This window comes from Streptomyces sp. NPDC051963, from assembly GCF_044593495.1.
In the GTDB taxonomy this organism is placed as follows: domain Bacteria; phylum Actinomycetota; class Actinomycetes; order Streptomycetales; family Streptomycetaceae; genus Streptomyces.
Genome location: NZ_JBIUCC010000004.1, coordinates 443052 through 463413, shown reverse-complemented (window position 1 = coordinate 463413; position 20362 = coordinate 443052). Strand labels below are relative to the sequence as shown.

General features: G+C 69.1%; 17 protein-coding genes. 7 read left to right on the top strand and 10 right to left on the bottom strand.

Annotation, left to right across the window (positions count from 1 at the left end):
- Window positions 1-190: 190 nt before the first annotated feature.
- A complete protein-coding gene (locus ACIHFB_RS18765) occupies window positions 191-1840 on the bottom strand; it encodes an acyl-CoA dehydrogenase family protein (protein ID WP_400127377.1) in 1650 nt (549 codons plus the stop codon).
- A gap of 133 nt (window positions 1841-1973) precedes the next feature.
- Here ACIHFB_RS18765 and ACIHFB_RS18760 point away from each other — a divergent pair, with 133 nt between their 5' ends.
- Window positions 1974-3122 carry a YihY/virulence factor BrkB family protein gene (locus ACIHFB_RS18760; protein ID WP_365274545.1) on the top strand — a complete coding sequence of 383 codons (1149 nt, stop codon included), beginning with the start codon at window positions 1974-1976 and terminating at the stop codon, window positions 3120-3122.
- Window positions 3123-3139: 17 nt separating this feature from the next.
- Here the strand turns inward: ACIHFB_RS18760 and ACIHFB_RS18755 are convergent, their stop codons facing one another.
- The gene (locus ACIHFB_RS18755; protein ID WP_365274542.1) at window positions 3140-3976 is read right to left on the bottom strand and encodes an NmrA family transcriptional regulator; all 837 of its coding nucleotides are present in this window, start codon (window positions 3974-3976) and stop codon (window positions 3140-3142) included.
- An 80-nt stretch (window positions 3977-4056) separates the two neighbouring features.
- On the opposite strand from ACIHFB_RS18755, the gene ACIHFB_RS18750 reads away from it, so the two are divergent.
- Both ACIHFB_RS18750 and ACIHFB_RS18745 read left to right on the top strand, forming a co-directional pair.
- Entirely contained in the window at window positions 4057-5031 is a 975-nt protein-coding gene (locus ACIHFB_RS18750) for an AraC family transcriptional regulator (protein ID WP_400127376.1), read from the top strand.
- Between the two features lie 82 nt (window positions 5032-5113).
- On the top strand, window positions 5114-5797 hold the full coding sequence (locus tag ACIHFB_RS18745) for a helix-turn-helix transcriptional regulator (RefSeq protein ID WP_365274536.1): 684 nt from the start codon (window positions 5114-5116) through the stop codon (window positions 5795-5797).
- Here the strand turns inward: ACIHFB_RS18745 and ACIHFB_RS18740 are convergent.
- Complete coding sequence (locus ACIHFB_RS18740; protein ID WP_365274533.1) at window positions 5783-6181, bottom strand: VOC family protein; 399 nt, start codon at window positions 6179-6181, stop codon at window positions 5783-5785. The genes ACIHFB_RS18745 and ACIHFB_RS18740 overlap by 15 nt on opposite strands.
- 376 nt (window positions 6182-6557) lie before the next feature.
- Between ACIHFB_RS18740 and ACIHFB_RS18735 the strand changes: the two genes are divergently transcribed.
- Window positions 6558-7532 carry a GNAT family N-acetyltransferase gene (locus ACIHFB_RS18735; protein WP_400127375.1) on the top strand — a complete coding sequence of 325 codons (975 nt, stop codon included), beginning with the start codon at window positions 6558-6560 and terminating at the stop codon, window positions 7530-7532.
- A 50-nt stretch (window positions 7533-7582) separates the two neighbouring features.
- Here ACIHFB_RS18735 and ACIHFB_RS18730 read toward each other — a convergent pair whose 3' ends face one another.
- The 7 genes from ACIHFB_RS18730 to ACIHFB_RS18700 form a co-directional block, all read right to left on the bottom strand.
- The gene (locus tag ACIHFB_RS18730; RefSeq protein ID WP_365274528.1) at window positions 7583-8635 is read right to left on the bottom strand and encodes a LacI family DNA-binding transcriptional regulator; all 1053 of its coding nucleotides are present in this window, start codon (window positions 8633-8635) and stop codon (window positions 7583-7585) included.
- A gap of 210 nt (window positions 8636-8845) precedes the next feature.
- A complete protein-coding gene (locus ACIHFB_RS18725; protein ID WP_400127374.1) occupies window positions 8846-10546 on the bottom strand; it encodes a family 43 glycosylhydrolase in 1701 nt (566 codons plus the stop codon).
- Entirely contained in the window at window positions 10543-11457 is a 915-nt protein-coding gene (locus ACIHFB_RS18720) for a carbohydrate ABC transporter permease (protein ID WP_400127373.1), read from the bottom strand. The genes ACIHFB_RS18725 and ACIHFB_RS18720 overlap by 4 nt, the downstream gene beginning before the upstream one ends.
- On the bottom strand, window positions 11457-12341 hold the full coding sequence (locus tag ACIHFB_RS18715; protein WP_365274520.1) for a sugar ABC transporter permease: 885 nt from the start codon (window positions 12339-12341) through the stop codon (window positions 11457-11459). Before ACIHFB_RS18715 ends, ACIHFB_RS18720 begins: the two co-directional genes overlap by 1 nt.
- Before the next feature lie 10 nt (window positions 12342-12351).
- Complete coding sequence (locus ACIHFB_RS18710) at window positions 12352-13692, bottom strand: ABC transporter substrate-binding protein (protein ID WP_400127372.1); 1341 nt, start codon at window positions 13690-13692, stop codon at window positions 12352-12354.
- A 383-nt stretch (window positions 13693-14075) separates the two neighbouring features.
- Window positions 14076-15167 (bottom strand): LacI family DNA-binding transcriptional regulator, encoded by a 1092-nt coding sequence (locus ACIHFB_RS18705; protein WP_400127371.1) that lies wholly within the window; start codon window positions 15165-15167, stop codon window positions 14076-14078.
- 547 nt (window positions 15168-15714) lie between these two features.
- Window positions 15715-16728: a hydroxyacid dehydrogenase gene (locus ACIHFB_RS18700; protein WP_400127370.1), complete on the bottom strand. Its 1014-nt coding sequence runs from the start codon at window positions 16726-16728 to the stop codon at window positions 15715-15717.
- 416 nt (window positions 16729-17144) lie between these two features.
- Between ACIHFB_RS18700 and ACIHFB_RS18695 the strand changes: the two genes are divergently transcribed.
- Genes ACIHFB_RS18695 through ACIHFB_RS18685 form a run of 3 tightly spaced genes read left to right on the top strand, consistent with a single transcriptional unit; the run spans window position 17145 to window position 20343 of the window.
- Entirely contained in the window at window positions 17145-18485 is a 1341-nt protein-coding gene (locus tag ACIHFB_RS18695; RefSeq protein ID WP_400127369.1) for an ABC transporter substrate-binding protein, read from the top strand.
- Window positions 18482-19435: a carbohydrate ABC transporter permease gene (locus tag ACIHFB_RS18690; protein WP_400127367.1), complete on the top strand. Its 954-nt coding sequence runs from the start codon at window positions 18482-18484 to the stop codon at window positions 19433-19435. Before ACIHFB_RS18695 ends, ACIHFB_RS18690 begins: the two co-directional genes overlap by 4 nt.
- The gene (locus ACIHFB_RS18685; RefSeq protein WP_400127366.1) at window positions 19432-20343 is read left to right on the top strand and encodes a carbohydrate ABC transporter permease; all 912 of its coding nucleotides are present in this window, start codon (window positions 19432-19434) and stop codon (window positions 20341-20343) included. The genes ACIHFB_RS18690 and ACIHFB_RS18685 overlap by 4 nt, the downstream gene beginning before the upstream one ends.
- The last annotated feature ends 19 nt before the right edge of the window (window positions 20344-20362 follow it).

The following is a 20362-nucleotide window of genomic DNA, read 5'->3' as shown; positions in this document are numbered from 1 at the left end:
ACCCTGGTGGTCTGCGCGCGCCCTGATTGAAACTTGAGCAACGCTGCCCTCGGGCGGCGTTCGTGGCCTTGCATGGGCCAGCGGCGGGGGTGGTGCCGTGTCGGCGCAGCACCACCCCCGTGACGTGCGCGGCAGGGGATCGGGCAGGGGTGCGTCGGCGTCTGCAACCTGAGTCGGCCGGCTGGACTTCTCAGACCACCGGTCGGGCGCGCTCCACCACCGATGCCAGATCCAGGCTGGACGGCAGCGTGCCGAAGGCTGCGCCGCCGTCGCCGCCGAGGCGGGAGGCGCAGAACGCGTCGGCGACCTCCGGGGGCGCGTGGCGGACCAGCAGTGAGCCCTGGAGCACCAGCGCCAGTCGCTCGGTCAGACGGCGGGCCCGGCCCTCGATGCCGTCCAGGTCGGCGAGTTCGGTCAGCAGGTCCTTGATGGCCCCGTCCAGGCGGTGGTCGGCGCCGCGGGCCCGGCCGACCTCCTGGAGATAGGCGTCGAGTGCCTGCGGCTCCCGCTGAAGGGCACGCAGCACGTCCAGTGCCTGGACGTTGCCCGCGCCCTCCCAGACCGAGTTGAGCGGCGACTCGCGCACCAGTCGCGGCAGACCGGAATCCTCGACGTAACCGTTTCCGCCCAGGCACTCGGCCGCCTCCACCGCCACCGGCGTACACCGCTTCGTCACCCAGTACTTGGCGGCCGGCACCGCCAACCGCAGCAGCGCCCGCTCCTGTTCGCCCCCGTCGTCACAGGCGGCCGCCAGACGGAGCGCGAGCGTGGTCGCCGCTTCCGACTCCAGCGCCAGATCGGCCAGTACGTTGCGCATGAGCGGCTTGTCGAGCAGCTTCCCGCCGAACGCCTCGCGGTAGGTGCAGTGATGCACCGCCTGTGCCACGGCCTGCCGCATCAGGCCCGCCGAGCCCAGCACGCAGTCGAGCCGGGTCGCGGCCACCATGTCGATGATGGTGCGCACCCCGCGCCCCTCCTCGCCGACCCGGCGCGCCCAGGTCCCGTCGAACTCGACCTCGCTGGAGGCGTTCGACCGGTTGCCCAGCTTGTCCTTCAGCCGCTGGAGGAGGAAAACGTTGCGGGAACCGTCTTCGAGTACCCGCGGTACGAGGAAACAGGTCAGCCCGCCTTCTCCCTTTGCAGGGGCTGCCTGCGCCAGCACCAGGAACCCGTCCGACATCGGCGCCGAACAGAACCACTTGTGCCCCGTCAGCGCATACGTCCCCGCCTCGGCCAACGGCACCGCGGACGTCGTGTTGGCGCGTACGTCGCTGCCGCCCTGTTTCTCCGTCATGCCCATCCCGAACAGCGCCCCGGCCTTCAGCCGCGCGGGCCGCAGCTCACGGTCGTAGACCATGGACGTCAGCCGCGGCTCCCACTCGGCCGCCAGGGCCGGGTCCGTGCGCAGTGCGGGCACCGCCGCGTGGGTCATCGACAGCGGACAGCAGTTGCCCGCGTCGACCTGCGTCCACACCAGGAACGCGGCCGCCCGGCGCAACTGACCGCCGGGCCGGCTCCAGGCCGCGGTCAGACCCGCCGAGACGCCCTTGCCGAGCAGCCGGTGCCAGGCGGGGTGGAACTCGACCTCGTCGACGCGACGGCCGTAGCGGTCGTGCGTACGCAGCCGGGGCGGATGCTCGTTCGCCTGGACGCCCCACTCCTGCACCTGCGCCGACCCGGAGGCCCGGCCGAGCGCCGCCAGCTCGCCCCGGACCTCGTCGAGCAGAGCGGGATCGAGATGCCGTTCGACGGCCTCGGTCAGGACCCTGTCGGCGCTGTAGACGTCGTAGCCGACCAGCGGCGGGGGCTGATTGGTCACGGTATGGGTGTTGCCGGACATGTCTGCGAACCTACCCCTCGGTACGGCGATGGTCACCACACTGGCACGCCGCGCCCCACCGGCGGCGGACGAGGCGACCCGGCCGCGGCACCGGGGGATGAGCCGAGCCTCCCGCGGCGGATACCTTTAGGTCGTGCAGCCAGCAAGTGAAACCCCCGGGACGCCCCCCTCAGGCCGTCTCCACCGGGCTCGTGCCCTCTACCGGAACGTCTCCAAGCGCAGGACCGCCTGGCTGTTGCTCAAGGACACCGTCAACTCGTGCATCGAGTACCGGATCCTGGGTCTGGCGGCGGAGGCGGCGTTCTTCACACTGCTGTCCGTACCGCCGCTGCTGCTGAGCATGATCGGGCTGCTCGGTTACGTCGACGACTGGACCGGCACCGACACCATCAGCAGCCTGGAGACCAACATCCTGGAGGCCTCCCGCACGGTCCTGTCGGACAAGGGGGTCGCCCAGATCGCCCAGCCGATCCTGGACGACGTGATGAAGGGCGGCCGCCCCGACGTCATCTCCATCGGCTTCCTGTTCGCCCTGTGGTCGGGCTCCCGCGCGGTGAACGTTTTCATCGACACCATCACCGTGATGTACGGCCTCGACGGCGCCCGGGGCATCGTCAAGACCCGGCTGCTCGCCTTCCTGCTCTTCCTGGTGGCCCTGGTGATCGGCTCGGTCGCGCTGCCGCTCATGGTGGCGGGGCCGGACGCCGTGCTGAACGTCCTGCCGTGGTCGGAGACCCTCGTGCAGGTGTTGTACTGGCCCGTCGTCATCGTGCTGTCCATCGCCTTCCTGACGACGCTCTACCACGTGTCCGTACCGGTGCGCTCGCCGTGGATCGAGGACGTGCCCGGCGCCCTGGTGGCCCTCGGGATGTGGGTCCTGGGCAGCTTCCTGCTGAGGATCTACCTGACCAACACGGTCGAGGGCGCCACCATCTACGGCTCGCTGGCCGCCGCCGTCGCCGTCCTGCTGTGGATCGGCGTGTCCGCCTTCGCCGTCCTCGTCGGCGCCGCCGTCAACGCCGCCATCGACCGTGTCTGGCCCGCCGCCGCCACGGCCGCGGCCCGCGCAGCCAATGAACGGATGCGCGAGGCCCAGGTCGCCGAGTACGTCGCCCGCGCCGCCGCCCACCGCGACGACACCGACCCCGACGACCCGGACATGCCCTCCGAATTCCCCGAACGCTGGTCCCGCTTCCTCCCCCCGGAGGACGTCACCTCCAGGTTCCGCACCCAGGCGAAGAGCCCGTCGAAGGGGGAAGACGTGGGAACACCGGAGAAATGAGGACCGCTCGGAAGCGGTTACCGCTTCCAGACCTCCTCCGCCGCGGATTCCCGTACGAACTCCGAGAAGTCCCGGGCCTCCCGTCCCAGCACCTGCCGCACCCCGTCCGTGACCTGGGCGTTGTGCCCGTCCAGCAGCCCCGCGAAGACCTCCACCAGGAAGTCCGCCTCCTCCGCCGGAACCCCCATGCCGACCAGGAACTCCCCGTAGGCCCGGGCCGGGACCGGCGTGTACGTCAGCTCGCTCCCGGTTGCGGCGGCGATCTCCGCCACCGCCTCCCGGAAGCTCAGCAGCCGCGGCCCCGTCAGCTCCAGCGTCTGCCCCACATACCGGTCCCCGGACGTCAGCACGGCCGCGACCACATCCCCGATGTCCCGCACGTCGAGGAACGGCTCGGGCACCTCACCGGCCGGGAACACCAGCTCGCCCGTGTGCACCAGACCCTCCACCAGCGGCCCCTCGCTGAAGTTCTGCGCGAACCACGCGCACCGCACGATCGTCCAGTCCGCCCCGGACGACGTCAGCGCCTCCTCCGTCGCCAGCGCCTGCTCCTCGCCCCGCGCCGAGAGCAGCACCAGCCGGCGCACGCCCAGTCCCACCGCCTCCCGGGCGAGCGCGCCGATGCCCTCGGTCGCCGCCGGAGCGCCGACGTCGGACGGGTACATCAGGTACGCCGCGTCGGCGTCGCGCAGGGTGTCCGCCCAGGTCGTCGGGTTCTCCCAGTCGAAACCGCGGGCCCGGGAGGCCGCCCGCACGGTCAGGCCGGCGCTCCGCAGGGCGTCGGCGACCCGGCTGCCGGTCCGCCCGGAGGCGCCGGTCACCACAACTGTCGTCTTCTGCGTGTTTTCCGTCATGCCTCCAGTCAACGACCCCGTGCTTCAACAGCCCATCGCTGAACGGCTCATTCCCATAAGAGCGCGTCTACGCTGACCCCATGGACGCTCTCGCAGGCCTTCTCGAGGGTCCACGCGCGCGTGGCGCCTTCATGATCCGTGCGTGCTTCGAACCGCCCTGGGCGATTCGTGTCGAGGACCGCGCCCCGCTCACCGTGATGCTGATGATCCGCGGCACCGCCTGGATCCTGCCGGACACGGGCGAGCGAAGCGAGATGGGGGTCCCCCCGGCCGAAGGCTGGGGGAGGGTACGCCTCGCGCCCGGCGACCTGGCCATCGCGCGCGGCCCGGACCCGTACACCTGCGCCGACGACCCGGGCACGACCCCGCAGGCCCTGATCCTGCCGGGCCAGGAGTGCCGCTACCCCGACGGCCGCTCCCTGAACGGCTCCATGGACCTCGGCGTCCGCACCTGGGGCGACCGGCTCGACGGCTCCGCGGTGATGCTGATCGGCACATATCCGATGCAGGGCGAGATCAGCGGCCGGCTGCTGGACGCGCTGCCGCCGCTGATCACCCTCACGTCGGACGTCTGGCAGTGTCCTTTGACACCGCTCCTCCTGGAGGAGGTCGTCCGCGACGAGCCGGGTCAGGAGGTCGTCCTGGACCGCCTCCTCGACCTGCTGGTCATCGCCGCGCTGCGGGCCTGGTTCTCCCGCCCCGACGCGGAGGCCCCCGCCTGGTACCGGGCCCTGGCCGACCCGGTCGTCGGCCGCGTCCTGCGCCTCGTCCAGGACGACCCGGCCCACCCCTGGACGGTCGCCTCCCTCGCCGCCAAGGCCGGCGTCTCCCGCGCCGCCCTCGCCCGCCGCTTCACCGACCTCGTCGGCGAGCCCCCGATGTCCTACCTCACCGGCTGGCGCCTCGCCCTCGCCGCCGACCGCCTCCGCACCTCCGACGACACCATCGCCGCCATCGCCCGCCAGGTCGGCTACGGCAGCGCGTTCGCACTGTCCAGCGCCTTCAAGAGGGTGTACGGGGTCAGCCCGCAGGAACATCGGACGCGGGTGGCTTAGGGCGGGGAGAGCGGGGGGGCAGTCGCGTGGGTGGATCGTGGGTGGGTGTCCCCGGCGTGGGCGGCGTCGTAGCCTTTCCCATGTGTACACGGAGCGGGCGTCCAGGGTGCCGGGCGCGGTCGTGTGGCGCCGGACCATCGAGGATCCGGTCGTCCGGCCGGTACTGCCCGACGGCTGCATGGACCTGCTGTGGAACGACGGCCGGCTGCTCGTCGCGGGGCCCGACACACAGGCGTACGTTCCCGAAGGCGGCCTGCGGCACTGGGCGGGCGTCCGCTTCCACCCCGGCACCGCGCCCGCTTTCCTCGGCGTACCGGCACACGAACTGCGCGACCGGCGCGTCGAGTTGGCCGATCTCTGGCCCGCCGCGGAGGTGCGACGCCTGCACGGACGTATCGACGCCGGCGCGGACCCGGTGACCGCGCTGGAGGACGCGGCACTGGAGCGCGCCGCCGACGCCGAGCCGCCCGACCCGCTGCTGCTGCGGGTCGTCGAGGCGCTCGACACGGGACGCGCGGTCGCCGCCACCGCCGACGAACTCGACCTCAGCGCACGCCAGTTGCACCGCCGCTGTCTGACCGCCTTCGGCTACGGCCCCAAGACCCTCGCCCGGGTGCTGCGACTGCAACGTGCCCTGACGCTGGCCCGCGACGGTGTGCCCTTCGCCGAGACAGCGGTCCTTGCGGGCTTCGCGGACCAGGCCCATCTCGCCCGTGACGTACGGGAGTTGGCGGGTATGCCGCTCACGGAGCTACTGGGCCGGTAGCGGGGCGAACAGATCGACCCCGTTGCCGTCCGGATCGTGCACCACCGCGTACCGCTGGCCCCAGAAGGCGTCCCACGGCTTGAGCTCACCGTGGTACCCGGCGCCGACCAGCTCCTCGTACACCGTGTCCACCTCTGCCGGGCCGTCGCAGAGCAGCGCCAGCGAGTGCCGGCCGCCTCCGGACGGCGGCTGGTACCCGGCATGGATGGACCGGACCATTTCCTCGCTGTCCAGCATCAGCCGCAGCCCGCCCGGCAGCGGGGCCTCGGCGTGCGGCTCGTTCTCGACCCCTTCGGGGAAGGCGAAACCGAGCCGGCGGTAGAAGGCGACGGAGGCGGCCATGTCCGAGACGACCAGGCCAATGGCATCGAATCGTGGAGTCATGCGGCCACCGTAGGCAGCACCGCGGCGACAGGTCTTGAAGGAATCGGACGGCTCCGACGCCGGGCACGGTCGGTCGAAGGTCACTCCCCGGGAACGGTCGGTCGAAGGTCACTGGGTCGCGCTGTGTGTCCACGGTGAAGGCCGGTTGCCGGCCATGGCGGGGCGAGGCGGTGGAGCAGGCATGGTCGGCGCTTCTCCGGCTCCGCGGAGGCCCCCGGCGGACCGGGGCCCAGCGGGTCGTCGATCGGCAGGAAGGCGGCCGCCCGGTCGTCGGGTAACGCGGCCGCTCGCTCCTTGAGGTACCGCCGGACCCGTCGCTTCGCCCGCGGCGCACGTCCGTGGTGCGATGGAACCGGGGGCGGAAAGGAGAGCGATCATGCCCGCAGCGAAGCGAACGAGTACCGCCGCCCCGGTGTCGGTCCGCCCGCTGGTCGAGCCGGACCTCGATCGGGCCGACGAGATCTTCAGGGTCGCCTTCGGGACCTTCCTCGGGGTCCCTGAGCCGGAGACGTTCTTCGGGACCGCCGACTATGTCCGCACCCGCTGGGCGGCAGATCCACACGCCGCCTTCGCAGCGACCGTCGAGGACGAGGTCGTCGGATCGAACTTCGCCGCCAACTGGGGCAGCGTCGGGTACTTCGGCCCGCTGACCGTACGTCCGGATCTGTGGGACCAGGGCATCGGCAGACGGCTCATGGAACCGGTCATGGCCTGTTTCGACACCTGGGAGAACCGTCACCTCGGCCTGTTCACCTTCTCGCACAGTCCCAAGCACCTCGAGCTCTACCGCCGATACGGTTTCTGGCCCCGATTCCTCACAGCCATCATGAAGAAGCAGGTCGCCGTCACGGCCGCAGTCCCCGGCCGAGTGCTGTACGGCGAGCTGCCCACCGCTGAGCGGCCCAACGCACTGAGCCTCAGTCGCGCACTGACGGAGGCCGTGTACGAGGGTCTGAGCCTGGAGCGCGAGATCATGGCCACACAGGCGCAGGGGCTCGGTGAGACCGTCCTCATCGAGGGCGCCGGCTCCGACCTCGACGGTCTGGCCGTCTGCCACTGCGGAGCGGGGTCGGAGGCCGGTGAGGACGTGTGTTTCATCAAGTTCGGCGCCGTACGCCCCGGCCCGGACGCCGCGGACCGGTTCGAACGACTGCTGACCGCATGTGAGCAACTGGCCACCGAGAAGGGACTTGGACAACTCGACGCCGGAATGAACCTGGCCCGCCAGGATGCCTACCGACGCATGATCGACCGCGGTTTCCGTACCTGGCTGCAAGGCGTGACCATGCACAAGCCCAACGAACCCGGCTACAGCCACCCGGACGCCTACGTGATCGACGACTGGCGCTGAGTCCACCGCCGTACTCGGCTTGGAAACCGCCTTCTCCCAGTCTCTCCCAGTCAACTGGGCCGATCGGCCGGAGCGGCCGTACTCGCCCGTTCCACCAGGCGTGTGGACAGTTCCGTCCGGGTGCTCTCCGGACGGTGGCCGTCCATCATGCGGGCCAGGAGACGCAAGGCAGTTGCCGCCATCTCCGAGAGGGGCTGGCGGACGGTGGTGAGGGCGGGGGCGACCCAGCGGGACTCGGGGAGGTCGTCGAAGCCGACGACGCTCATGTCGTGCGGGACCTTCAATCCATGCTCGGACAGCGCCTCGTACACCCCCAGAGCCATCCGGTCGGAGCAGACGAAGACAGCCGTCGGCGGCTCGGGCAGGTCGAGGAGTTCGAGCATGCGCACACGGGCCACCGTCTCGTCGAAACCGGCATGGCGGACGTACTCGGGGCGTTGCCGCAGTCCCGCCGACGCGAGTGCCGAGCGGTAGCCGGCCAGGCGGGCGTTGCCGGCCATGGTGCGGCGGTGGCCGGCGACGACGGCGATGCGCTCGTGCCCGAGCGACAGGAGGTGCTCGGTCGCGGTGACGCCGCCCTGCCAGTTCGCCGCGCCCACCGACACCACGCCCGGCGGCGGTTCGAGGACCGGGTCGATCATCACGTACGGGATGCGGTGCTGGTCCAGCCAGGAGTACTGGGACGGCGTCAGCTCGGCCAGATTGAACAGCACCCCGGACGAACCGCGCGCGGTGAGCTTGTCCAGCCAGCCGCGCTCCGGTCGGCCGCCCCGGCTCCGGGACAGCCCGGCCGAGACCACCACCTCCAGGCCCGCGTCGTGGGCCGCCTCCTCCACCCCGTGCAGCACGGCCCCCGCCCACGAACTCTCCAGCGAGTGCACCACGAGGTCGACCAGGCCCGGCGGCTTTCCCCCTTCGAACCGGGGTCTGCGGACATAGCCGAGCCGGTGCAGCGCCTCGGTGACCCGACGGCGGGTCTCCGGCGCGACATCCTCCCGGCCGTTGACCACCTTGGAGGCGGTCGGCACCGACACCCCGGCCTCACGAGCCACGACCGCCAGGGTCGGCCCGGCCGTCACGCTCGCACTCCCCGTACGGACCATCGGGAACCACCTCTCCGGCCCGCCCGAGGGCCATCGAACGCTTCGACCAGACAGTAGGCGCTGATGGTAAGCGCTTCCTACCCTAGGTTCGCCGCAGTTCGACGTGAAGAGGCCGGAGTTCGGAGGGATCCGCGGGCTCGGGCTTTCGAAACCTCGAACGAGGCGGGGCGAGGCGGGGCGATTGCGACTTGCGATGCGTGAGTCGTGAGATCAGCTGGGCGTGCAGTCCAGCCGGAACCCCGTGAAGTCGGCGGTCAACTCCGCGTCGACGAGGTCCCATGCGTGGATGCCGGCCATCGCGCCGGTGAAGCGCAGCCGTGAACCGTGGTCGTCGGAGAGCTTGCCGAAGTCCAGCGGCGGCCCGATCGGAATGCGTTTACCGTCCCGTACGCACCAGAAGCGGGCCTCGACTCCCTCGACGGTCACGCCCAGGGTGACGGACGTCGTCGAGTCGACCGTAGCGATGTGCCGGGTGCCCTCCTCGTCGCGCTCCACCAGACGCAGCACCGTCCGCCCCGTGCCCCGCCACTGCTGGCCGTGCTGTCCCTCGCCCTCCGGCTCGGCCCAGGTCAGGTCGAGGGCGAGATAGGCCTCGGTGTTGTACCAGAGCACCAGACCGGCGCCCTGCGTAAAGCTGAACGGCCCCGCCTCCAACGTGACTTCGGCTTCCGTGCGGTGCTCGGTGATGCGCTGCGCGAGCAGGCTGTGCGCCCACCGGGACTCGGCACCGTGCCGTCCGCGCAGCCGGATCCAGCCGGGGCGTGCGGCGGTGTCGGCCCAGGACGGATCCGGGTATCCGCGCAGGGAGCTCCAGGGCCAGCCCAACGGCTCGTCGGCAGAGGGGAGTTCGGGCTCGTCGGGACGCACTGCCGGTCCGTCGGGCCCGACGGACCGGGTGGGTACGTCGGCCTCGACCTCCATGGGCTGTGTGGGCACGTCGGCCTTGAGGGGTCGGGTGGGTACCTCGGCTTTGGCAGGCTGAGTCGATACATCGACTTCGACCGCCGGGTGATGCCCCCCGTGCCCCAACCTCGGCCAGCCCTCCGCGTCCCACACCACCGGCAGGATCGCCGTCTCGCGGCCGAGGGGACAGCGCGGGCCGTCCGGCGTTCGCAGCGGACGGGCGGTGAGATGGCTCAACACCCAGTCACCATCGGCCGTTTGAACCAGTTCGCCATGTCCGGCCTTCTGCAATGGCAGCGACGGATCATCCCGTGACGTCAGCAGCGGCCGGTCGTCCACCTCGTACGGCCCGGTCACGGAACGGCTGCGCGCCACCACCACCCCGTGCTCGAACCCCGTCCCACCCTCGGCCAGCACGAGGTAGTACCAGCCGTCACGCCTGAGCAACTTCGGCCCCTCGACCAGCCGTTCGTGCTGGAGCAGCAGATGCGTATCCCCGACGGGCGTCAGGGTGTCCCGATCCAGCTCGGTCACGACGATGCCCGCGAAGCGCCTGCCGCCGGGACGGTGATCGCTCTGCAAGTTGAGCAGCCACAGCCGGCCCTCGTCGTGGAAGAGCGCCGGGTCGAAACCGTGACTCGCCACCCGGCGCGGCGCCGTCCACTTGCCGCCGACCTCCGTGGCCGTGCTGACATACGTGTCCAGATCGAAGTACGGCGTCCCCACCGAGCGGACGATCGAGTACGTCATCCAGAACCGTTTTCCGTCCCAGCTCAGGGATGGTGCCCAGACGCCGCCGGAGTCGGGGACGCCGGCCAGCGAGTCGCCGGGGACCGCGCCGCGGACATGCCCCGCGTACTGCCAGTGCGCCAGGTCCCGGGAGCGATGGATCGGGATCGTCGGGAACCACTCGAAGGAACTGGTGGCCACGTAGTACCAGTCTTCGACGCGGACGAGCGACGGGTCCGGTGCGAAGCCACGGATGACGGGATTGCGCAGCACGGTCATTTGAGGGCCCCCAGCGTGACACCGGTCCGCCAGTACCGGCGCATCGCGACCATCATGATCGCCATCGGGACGATGGACAGCAGTGCACCGGTCAGTACCAGGCTGGTCAGGTCCACGCCGGACTCCAGGCGTTTGCCGGACCAGTTGTAAAGGCCCAGGTTGAGCGTCCAGTTCTCCTCGCCACGCAGCACCGTGAGGGGGAGGAAGAAGGCGTTCCAGGTGTTCACGAAGGCGAGCAGGAACACCGTGGCACCGCCCGTCGTCATCATGCGCAGCACGATGCTGAAGAAGATGCGCAGCTCGCCCGCACCGTCGATCCGGGCCGCCTCCAGGAGTTCGAAGGGGACCGTGGCCTCGGTGTACACCTTGGCCAGATACACGCTGAACGGGTTGATCAGACAGGGGATCAGCATCGCCCAGGGCGTGTCGACCAGCCCGATCTCCGAGAACAGCAGATAGAGGGGGAGAGTGAGCAGGGCTATCGGAATCAGGAAACTGCCGACTACACACGCGAACACCAGGTTGCGGCCCGGGAATTGGAAGCGCGCCAGTCCGTAACCGGTTGCGAGGGCGATCAGTGTGCCGCCGAGGGAGCCGACGCCCGCGTACAGGAGCGAGTTGGCCGTCCAGCGCAGGAAGATCCCGTCCTCGTAGGTGAAGAGCTGATCCAGGTTGTCCCACAGATGCCAGCCGGAGAACCACAGGCCGTTGCTCTGATAGAGACCGGTGCGGTCCTTGGTGGCGGCGACGATCAGCCACCACACCGGGAACAGGCTGTAGGCGCTTGCGAGGATCAGCCCGACCAGCAGAAAACGCTGGCTCCCGCGCGTGCGCGCGGCGGGATCCGGTTGGGTGAGACGACGAACGGAGTGCGTCGGGGGCTGCTGGGCGCGGTCTTCGGTGAGCGTCATCAGTCCACCTCCCTCGAAGTGAGCCGGTAGAAGAGGAAGGAGGCCACGCCGAGGATGAGAGCGAGCAGCACCGACAGGGTCGCGGCGTAGTGGTAGTTGCCGGCGTTGAACGCCTGGTTGTAGATGATCATGATCGGTGTGAAGCTGTCGTCGACCGTCTGCGGTGTCACGTTCCGGAACAGCGCGGGCTCATTGAAGATCTGGAGCATCTGGATGATCGACAGCATGCCGGTCAGCACCAGCGCCCCCCGCACATGCGGGATCTTGATGCTCAGCGCGATCCGCCGCTCGGAGGCCCCGTCGAGCCGAGCCGCCTCGAACAGCTCCCGGGGCACTCCCTGGAGCGCGGCGTAGATGATCACCATGTTGTAGCCGATGCCGTGCCAGGTGAGCAGATTGCCGATGGACGGCCAGACCATCGACGGCGAGAAGAAGTTCCAGTCGAAACCGAATACTTCACCGAGCGGCGTCAACGGGCCGACATCCGGGCTGTAGAGGTTGATCCACACGAGCGCGGCGACCACCCCCGGGATCATGTACGGCACCAGCAGCAGCACCCGGAACCGGCCCGCCGTCCGCGATGTGAGCGCATCCAGAAACAGCGCCAGCAACAGGCTGACCAGCAGCATCACCGGGATCTGCACACAGGCGAACAGCACCACGCGCAGCACTGCACCCATGAACGCCGAGTCGGTCAGGCCCTGTTGGTAGTTGTCCAGACCCGCGAACTTCTCCGTCGCGCCGCCGAGACCGAGGCCCGACTGCTGCTCCACGAAGAGCGACTGATGGACGGCGTACCCGATGGGGAGGAGGTACAGAAACACGAAGCCGAGCTGGAAGGGCACCGTGAAGGCGGCACCCTTCCAGCGCAGGGAACGAATCATCGGAAGTGCCTCAGCCCTTGACGCTGATTCCGCGGGACTTCAGGTCATCGACCGTCCACTCCTGCATGTGCGCCAGCAGATCGGTGACCTTCTGCTCCTTGTTGACGACCTTGGCCCAGCCGCTCTGCATCTCCGTGAACATCGCGGTCCAGTCGGGGCCGAAGGTCCAGTCGGTGGTGACGGTGCCCAGGCTGTCCTTCACGACCTTCTGGGCCGGCTCGTAGTTGGAGCCGAGCAGCTTTTCGGAAACCGCTTCTCCGACGTACGCGTCGCTGTCGGCCAGGGCCGGCATCACGCCGTTGCCCGTCTCGGGGCTCGCCATCGTCTTCACCGCGCCCGGATCGGTGGACATCCACAGCGCGGCCTCGGCGGCCTGCTCCTGGTGTTCGCACTGCTCGGTCACCAGCGTCACGCTGCCGGTCAGGTTGGTGCCCGCCGGGGTCTTCGCCGCTTCACCCTTGAACGTCGGCCACGGCGAAAGCGCCCACTTCCCGAAGGACTTGGTGAAGTTCTGCACCATGCCCGCCATCTGCCAGGTGGAGATCTGCCGGGTCGCGGTGGAGCCGTTGTCGTAGTTGCGCTGCACGGCCGCGTAGTCGGCGAAGGACAGCTTGGCGTTGAGGTCGTTGTCGATGATCTCCTGGATCACCTCGGCGGCCTTGAGAGTGCCCGCGTCCTGGAAGTCCACCTTCCAGGAGTTCCCGTCGATCGTGTACCAGTGCGCCCCGGCCTGCATGGCCATCACCTCCAGGGTGCTCGGGTCCTCACCGGCATAGTTGGTGATCTTGACGCCGTGCTTCTTCAGCTCCTTGCCCGCGGCGATGAAGTCGTCCCAGGTCGTGGGCGCCTCGATGCCGTACTTCTGGAAGATGTCGGTGCGGTAGATCGTGAAGTTGGGCGACGAGCTGGTGGGGACGCCGTACAGCTTGCCCTGCACCTGCGCGCCCGCCCAGGAACCGGCGTTGAACTCGGTCTTCTCACCCTCGACGTACTGCGTGATGTCGGCGAGCGCGCCCTGCGACACCCAACTCGTCACGTACTCGGCGGTGTTCTGCACCAGACAGGGTGCGTTGCCCGCCTTGACCGCGTTGGTCAGCTGCTTCTGCATGGTCAACTGGTCAGTGACCTTGGTGTACTTGAGCTGGACGTCCTTGTGACTGGCGTTGAACGCCTTGACGACGGCCTCCTGGCCGTTGGCCCAGCCCCAGAAAGGCAGGGTGACCGGACCCGATGCCTTGGAGTCCCCGGTGTCCCCGGAGTCCGATCCGCCGCAGGCGCAGAGCAGACCTGTCAGTGCGAGCCCCGCCACTGCGGCGCGGGCGAACCTTCTCCGGGGGCTGGTGAAGTTCATCTGACCGTGATCCTTCGGAAGTAGGCGTTCTCAGAACGAGAGGACGGCGGCTCGGTACTGGCCAGGAAAGACGGCCGAAGGGCGTTGGCTCACGGCCCGGTGGGGCCGGCCAAGCGCAAGCTGTAGTAACCGGTTGCTATGGACGGTAGGCGGATGCGCGCGGTCCTAGCAAGAGGTGTGGCGGGATTTGTTGGGCGGGGGCGGGGAACTGGAGGGAAAACGTTTACGAAACGTTTGCTGCGGGTGCCGGGTGCCGGGTGCCGGGTGCCGGGTGCCGGGTGCCGGGTGCGGGGGTGCGGGGGTGCGGGGGTGCGGGGGTGCGGGGGTGCCGGGGTGCCGGGGTGCCGGGGTGCCGGGGTGGTGGGGTGGTGGAGTGGAGGGGGTTAGCGGCGCCGTGTCGGCGGGGGTTGTACCGAGTTGCGTACGACGACGTGTGTGCCCAGCACCAGATGGTCGCCGTCGGCACCCCTGCGGCGGCCCGCGCCCCCCTCGCGGCGGTCGGCGACAGCGCGCAGGGCGACTCGGCCCATCTCCTCGTACGGCACATGCACGGTGGTGAGTTGGGGTGTGAGCTGGGCGGCCAGGGGGATGTCGTCGTAACCGACGATCGAAACGTCCTCGGGGACCCGCAGTCCGCCCGCGCGCAGTGCCTGCATCGCGCCGGCGGCGACCACGTCGGTCCCTGCGAGCACGGCCGTGAAGTCCGGCGTTTCGTGCAGTGCCCGCTCGACGGCCGCGTAACCGTGCTCGTAGTCGTACGGCCCGTGTCGCACCAGACCGGGATCCAGCTTCACGCCGTATGCCTCGAACGCGCGCCGGGCGCCCGTCAACCGCCCCTGAGCGGTGGTGAGTTCGGAGTGCCCGGGGAGGACGAGCACCCGTCGATGACCGGCCGAGAGCAGATGGCTGGCCATGGCGTAGGCGCCGCCCTCGTTGTCGTAGTCGACCGTCGTCGCCGGGACGTCGCCCTCCAGTGGCGGACGGCCCACCAGCACCAGATGTGAGCCGGCCGCGTCCAGGGAGCGGGCGAAGCGGGCCATGCGCAGCTGGTACTCGTCGTAGTCGTACGCCCCGCCGAGCAACACCACTGCCGCGACGCCCTGTTGGCGCATGAGGTTGACCAGGGCGAGCTCTCGCTCGGGGTCGTCCCCTGTCGTGCCGACCAGGGAGAGCCAGCCGCGCAGGGTGGCTGCACCCTCGACTCCCTTGGCCACGTGGGCGAACGCGGCGCCGGTGATGTTGTTGATCAGTATCGCCACGGTGGGTGTGCCGCCGCCCGCGAGGGAGCGGGCGTGCGCGTTGGTCACGTAGTCCAGGTCCCGGACGACCTTCATCACCCTGCGGCGCAGGTCCTCGGAGACCGGGTAGTTGCCGGACAGCACACGGGAGACGCTCGCGACGGAGACCCCAGCCCTGGACGCGACATCACGGATGGTGGCTCGTCCGACATCACTTGCCGCTTTGCGCTGACTCACCCCTGCGGCTCCTTCACCGTCGTGACCTGTTCAAACCCGCGTCCAGACCTCGTCCGGCGCCGGGTCCAAAGACCGTATCCCATGCCCACTCCGGGCCATTCGGCCTGTGGATAACCCTGGGCAATGACCCGCTGACCTGCTCTGATTGCACGCGTTGAGAGGCGGTGCAGTGCTGATGGCTGCGGCGGCCTGTGCGGGTGAGTGGGGGTGCGCGTGGCGCGTGCGGGTTGTGGGGGTGTCCGTCCTTGGAACGTCGTGACTCGGTCTCTCATGTGATTCCGTGCGTCGAGTGGAGCGGCGGTGCCTGCGGCAGCCCGTGCGGGTGAGTGTTCGGTGCCTGCGGCAGCCCGTGCGGGTGAGTGTGGGGTGCGCATTGCGCGTGCGGGTTGTCTAGGGGCGGGGACGTGCCGGGGGTGTCCGTCCTCGGAACGTCGCGACTCGGTCTCTTGGTGAGCGGGCCGTGCTGACGCGACAACCGCTGCGGGCGGACACCCCCGGCACGTCCCCTTCTCGCCGTGGGCGACCGCGGGTGCGTTGTGCCTGTGGTTCATGCGACACGGGTCAGGTCTGTCCGACGTACCTCGTGCATCAACGGCATGTCTGTGACCAGGCGTTCCAGCTCTTCTACGACGATGCGGCCGAGGCGTTCGAGTTCGTTGCCGAGGGAGCCGGCGATGTGGGGTGTGAGGAAGACGTTGGGGAGTCGGTAGAGCGGTGAGGAGGCGGGCAGGGGTTCGGGTTCGGTGACGTCGAGGACGGCGTGCAGGCGGCCTGAGACCAGTTCGTCGGTGAGTGCGTCGGGGGCGATCAGGGCGCCGCGCGAGGTGTTGATGAGGACGCCGCCGTCCTTGATCAGGGCCAGTCTGCCGGCGTCGAGCATGCGGTAGGTCTCGGGGATGTCGGGGGCGTGCAGGGTGACGATGTCGCTGGTGCCGAGCAGGTCGTCCAGTGGTAGGAGGGTGGCGCCCAGCGCGTCGGCTTCGGCGGGGGTGACGTAGGGGTCGTGCAGCAGCACCGTGAAGTCGAACGGCCGTAGCAGATCGAGGAGTCGGCGGCCCACGCGGGAGGCGCCGATGACGCCGATCCGGCGGCCGACGTTGCCGGTGTGTGCGGTCTCGGCGTGGGTGGGCTGGGCGTGGGTGGCGCGGAATCGTTCGCGGTGGGTGAAGGTGTCCTTCCCGGCCAGCAGGATCATCGCGAGGGTGTACTCCGCCACGGGCAGCGCGTTGCCGGTGACCGCGCTGGAGACGGTGATGTTGCGCTCCCACAGGGCCTCGCCGACGAGCGAGCGCACGGAGCCCGCCGCGTGCAGGACGGTGCGCAGCCGGGGGGCCGCGGTGAGGATGCCGGCGTCGAGGCGCGGGCAGCCCCAGCCGGTGATCAGTACGTCGGCGTCGGCGAGGATGTCCGCCGCCCCGGGGCCGGCGAAGTCCCGTACGACCAGCGCCGTGTCGATGTCGGCGGCCTTCCGCAGCCGCGCCATCAGGGGTGGAGGGAAGAGCAGGGGGAGGTGCACCGGATCCATCGCGAACACGGCCCGCGGCTGCTGTGGGCTGGGCATGTCTCTCCTGACGCACTGAGTGGAAACAGATCATCGGAAACGTTTTCTGAAAGCGTCTTCTACCGTAGATCTGCTGGGAAGCGGCGGTCAATCGGTGGGAGGTGGAGGTGAGTTGAAATCGGTTACTGAACGTTCCCGAGGGGTTCGGGAGGGTCGGATCGGTAACCGGTTCCTGTCGCTGTGAAGTCGTCGCAGGTGGCAACCGGTTCCATCCTTGGCGTGATGGCGCCGAGGTTACGCGGACTTTTCGAAAGTTCGTCAAGCCTCTTGACGCCGATTCGGGACGGGAAGAAGCTCTGCCCCAACGCCTAGCAACCGGTTGTCTCGGTGGATTCCTCTTCGGTGTCCCGGCCTTTGGTCGATATGTCGAACCGGTGGAGCGGCTCGAACCCGTTGGAGCAGGAGGTGGTGCGTCCATGCGCCCACATGTTGGTGCCCCCTTGAGCCGCCGTCGGCTTCTGTCCCTCGCGGCGGTCGGCGGCGCGTCGGCGCTGAGTGGTTGCGCGTTGCAGGTCTCCACCGGGGTCGGCGGCTCGGGTGAGACCGTCACGGTGATGGTCAAGTCCGGGGAGATCACCTCGGACGACGCCAAGCAGGCCCAGAAGGACCTCGGCATCAGGATCGTCCTGGTGAAGTACGACATCACCAAGCTGATCGCGATGATGACCACCGGCAACCCGCCCGATCTGGTGCGCGGCGTCGGCGCGATCGACACGCCGTACTTCGCGGCGCGGGAACTGATGGAGGATCTGGATCCGTACTTCGCCAGGAGTGACGTCCTCAGGCTGGATGATCTGGATCCGGCCAACGACCTGTGGTGCTACGACGGCCGGACGCAGGGTGAGGGCCCGCGCTATGGCATGGCGAAGGACTTCTCCCAGGACTCCATGTACTGGTACAACACCTCGCTCTTCGATCAGGCGGGTGTTGATCTGCCCTCGGAGCTGGAACCGGTTACGTTCGAGGAGTGGCTGGAGAGCGCCAAGCGCCTCACCCGGCGCAGGAACGGCCAGACGACGGTCTTCGGCGGCAGCTACAACGGCCTGATGAAGGCAAGCCTCCTCGCATGTCTGACGGCAGCGGCCGGCGGCAACCTCTTCACCGACGACTATGCGCGCGTCGACTTCACCACCCCCGAGGCCCGCAAGGCACTGGGCTGGTACATCGACTACTGCAAGACCAGGGTCGGACCGAGTCCTGTCCAGCCCGACCCCAACACCTGGGACGGACCCACCTACCAGGCGAACCGGATGGCCATGTCGAACTCGGGCTACTGGCTCGGCGGCATGATCAACACCGATCCGAAGCTCGCCGAGGTGTCACGCCTCGCCCCCGCTCCGGTCTTCGAGGGCGGCCCGCGGATCAGCCCCTGCCAGGGCGGCACCGGCCTGTGGATGCCGAAGAAGGCACGGAACAAGGACGCCGCCTGGCGGGTCTTCGAGTGGTTCTTCGGTGAGGGGCCGGCCAAGGCCCGTGCGTCCGGCGGCTGGGGCATCCCGTCACTGAAGTCACTGCGCCCGCTGATGCCGGCCCAGGAGGACTACCAGAAACGGGCGCTGAAGGTGCAGGACGCCGAGCTGTCGCACTTCTCGGTGATCTCGTTCACGCCGTACGCCACGGCGGACGCGTTCGAAGCCCTCTTCAACCAGCTCGCCCCGGCGGCGATGACCGGCGGGATGTCCGTCGACACCCTCGCCGGACGCCTCAACTCGGCCATGAACGAACAGCTCAAGCGGGGGAAGGAGCAAGTGGGATGAGGGCCGAGCAGATCCGCTCCGTGGCCGACCGGCCGAGAACCTCCACGACGGCCCGCAGGCGTCGCGCTTTCTACATGTTCGCCTCGCCCTGGATCCTCGGGTTTCTGCTGCTGACCATCGCCCCCATGGCGTACGCGCTGTGGCTCAGCTTCACCACCTTCGACGGCCTCTCGCCCAACTGGCGCTTCGTCGGGCTCGACAACTACCGCGAGCTGCTGTCCGACTCGGTGACCTGGGAGGCCTTGGGCCGCACCGGTCTGTTCGCGGTGACCTCGGTGCCGCTGTCGATCATCGCGGGGCTCGCTCTCGCGGTCCTGGTCAACCGCCCGCTCAAGGCACGCGGGCTGTTCCGCACCCTGCTCTACCTGCCGGCCGTGGTGCCGCCCGTGGGAGCGGGCATCGCGTTCAAGCAGGTCTTCGACCAGAACTCCGGCGCCGCGAACGGCGTACTGGACCTCTTCGGGATGGACGCCCTCGGCTGGCTGGCCGACCCCTACGCCCGTTACGTACTGCTGATGACCGTGTTGTGGACCGCCGGAAACATCATGATCATCTCGCTCGCCGGACTTCAGGACGTGCCCCGCGAACTCCATGAGGCGGCCCGAGTCGACGGCGCGAGCGCCTGGCGGACCTTCCGCAGCATCACCGTGCCGCTGCTCTCACCCGTGCTGCTCTTCCAGACGGTGACCGGGGTGATCGCCTCGGTGCAGACCATCATGCCGCTGCTGCTCGCCCCCGACGGCACCACGGCCGGCGTCACCTTGGTGCCCCAGTCCAACTACCTCTACATGATGCATGTGTTCGCGCAGTACTTCGCGATCGGCCGTTACGGCTACGCCTCCGCGCTGTTGTGGGTGCTCTTCGTCCTGATCCTCGTCGCGACCGGCCTCATCTTCAGGTTCACGTCCGGCGTGGTGTTCTACAACGTCGATCCGGAGGCGAAGAAGTGACCGCCACCAGCCTGTCCGCGAAGTCCTCGAAGCCCGCGGAGTCCACGGAGGAGCCCTCGGGATCCGAGCAGCCGGCGGCCCGGATACGGATCCGGGTCAACCGCCTCGTCCTCTACACGGTCCTCGTCGTGATCACCGGGCTGTTCCTCGGCCCCTTCGGCTGGCTCGTCGTCTCGGGCCTCAAGACCCAGGCCGAACTGGCCTCCTCGCCCGTCCGCTGGCTGCCCGGGCACGTCCAGTGGCACAACTTCGCCGACGCCTTCAGCCAGATCGACTTCCTCGGCTACGCCCGCAACTCCCTCATCATCGCCCTCATCTACGCCGTCCTCGTCACCCTCAGCTCAGCGTGGGTGGGCTTCGGCTTCGCCCGCCTCGACGCACCCGGAAAGAAAACGCTGTTCGGCATTCTGATCGGCTCGATGATGCTGCCCCAGATGGTCACCCTGCTGCCGACCTACCTGATCTTCGCCAAGCTCGGCATGGTCGACACGTACTGGCCGTGGGTCCTGTGGGGCCTCGCCTCGGCGCCGTATCTGGTCTTTCTCTTCCGGCAGTTCTTCGCGGGGCTGCCGCGCGAGCTGGAGGAGGCCGCGATCGTCGACGGCTGCGGCTACAACCGGATCTTCTGGCAGATCTTCCTGCCCCAGTCCTGGCCGGTCGTTTCCGCGAGTTTCGTCATCGCTTTCACCTGGACCTGGGGTGACTACATCGCCCCGCAACTGCTGCTGTCCAGCGACCGTTCCACGCTGGCCGTCGCCATCATGTCCGCTTATGTCACCCCGGCGGGACAACCCGTCCCCGAACTCCAGGCCGCCGCGTCCGTGATGTACGTCGTCCCGATCCTGCTGATCTTCCTGGTCGCCCAGCGCGGGTTCGTCGCCGGAATGTCCACCTCGGGCCTCAAGTAACCGTTCTTACCGACCTGTT

Excerpts from the sequence above, each read along its gene's own strand:
- ACIHFB_RS18755 (WP_365274542.1), bottom strand. The coding sequence starts at position 3,976 with ATGACGGAAAACACGCAGAAGACGACAGTTGTGGTGACCGGCGCCTCC.
- ACIHFB_RS18725 (WP_400127374.1), bottom strand. The coding sequence starts at position 10,546 with ATGACCGTGCTGCGCAATCCCGTCATCCGTGGCTTCGCACCGGACCCG.
- ACIHFB_RS18695 (WP_400127369.1), top strand. The coding sequence starts at position 17,145 with ATGCGCCCACATGTTGGTGCCCCCTTGAGCCGCCGTCGGCTTCTGTCC.
- ACIHFB_RS18715 (WP_365274520.1), bottom strand. The coding sequence starts at position 12,341 with ATGATTCGTTCCCTGCGCTGGAAGGGTGCCGCCTTCACGGTGCCCTTC.
- ACIHFB_RS18750 (WP_400127376.1), top strand. The coding sequence starts at position 4,057 with ATGGACGCTCTCGCAGGCCTTCTCGAGGGTCCACGCGCGCGTGGCGCC.
- ACIHFB_RS18735 (WP_400127375.1), top strand. The coding sequence starts at position 6,558 with ATGCCCGCAGCGAAGCGAACGAGTACCGCCGCCCCGGTGTCGGTCCGC.
- ACIHFB_RS18730 (WP_365274528.1), bottom strand. The coding sequence starts at position 8,635 with ATGGTCCGTACGGGGAGTGCGAGCGTGACGGCCGGGCCGACCCTGGCG.
- ACIHFB_RS18765 (WP_400127377.1), bottom strand. The coding sequence starts at position 1,840 with ATGTCCGGCAACACCCATACCGTGACCAATCAGCCCCCGCCGCTGGTC.
- ACIHFB_RS18740 (WP_365274533.1), bottom strand. The coding sequence starts at position 6,181 with ATGACTCCACGATTCGATGCCATTGGCCTGGTCGTCTCGGACATGGCC.
- ACIHFB_RS18710 (WP_400127372.1), bottom strand. The coding sequence starts at position 13,692 with ATGAACTTCACCAGCCCCCGGAGAAGGTTCGCCCGCGCCGCAGTGGCG.
- ACIHFB_RS18690 (WP_400127367.1), top strand. The coding sequence starts at position 18,482 with ATGAGGGCCGAGCAGATCCGCTCCGTGGCCGACCGGCCGAGAACCTCC.
- ACIHFB_RS18700 (WP_400127370.1), bottom strand. The coding sequence starts at position 16,728 with ATGCCCAGCCCACAGCAGCCGCGGGCCGTGTTCGCGATGGATCCGGTG.
- ACIHFB_RS18720 (WP_400127373.1), bottom strand. The coding sequence starts at position 11,457 with ATGACGCTCACCGAAGACCGCGCCCAGCAGCCCCCGACGCACTCCGTT.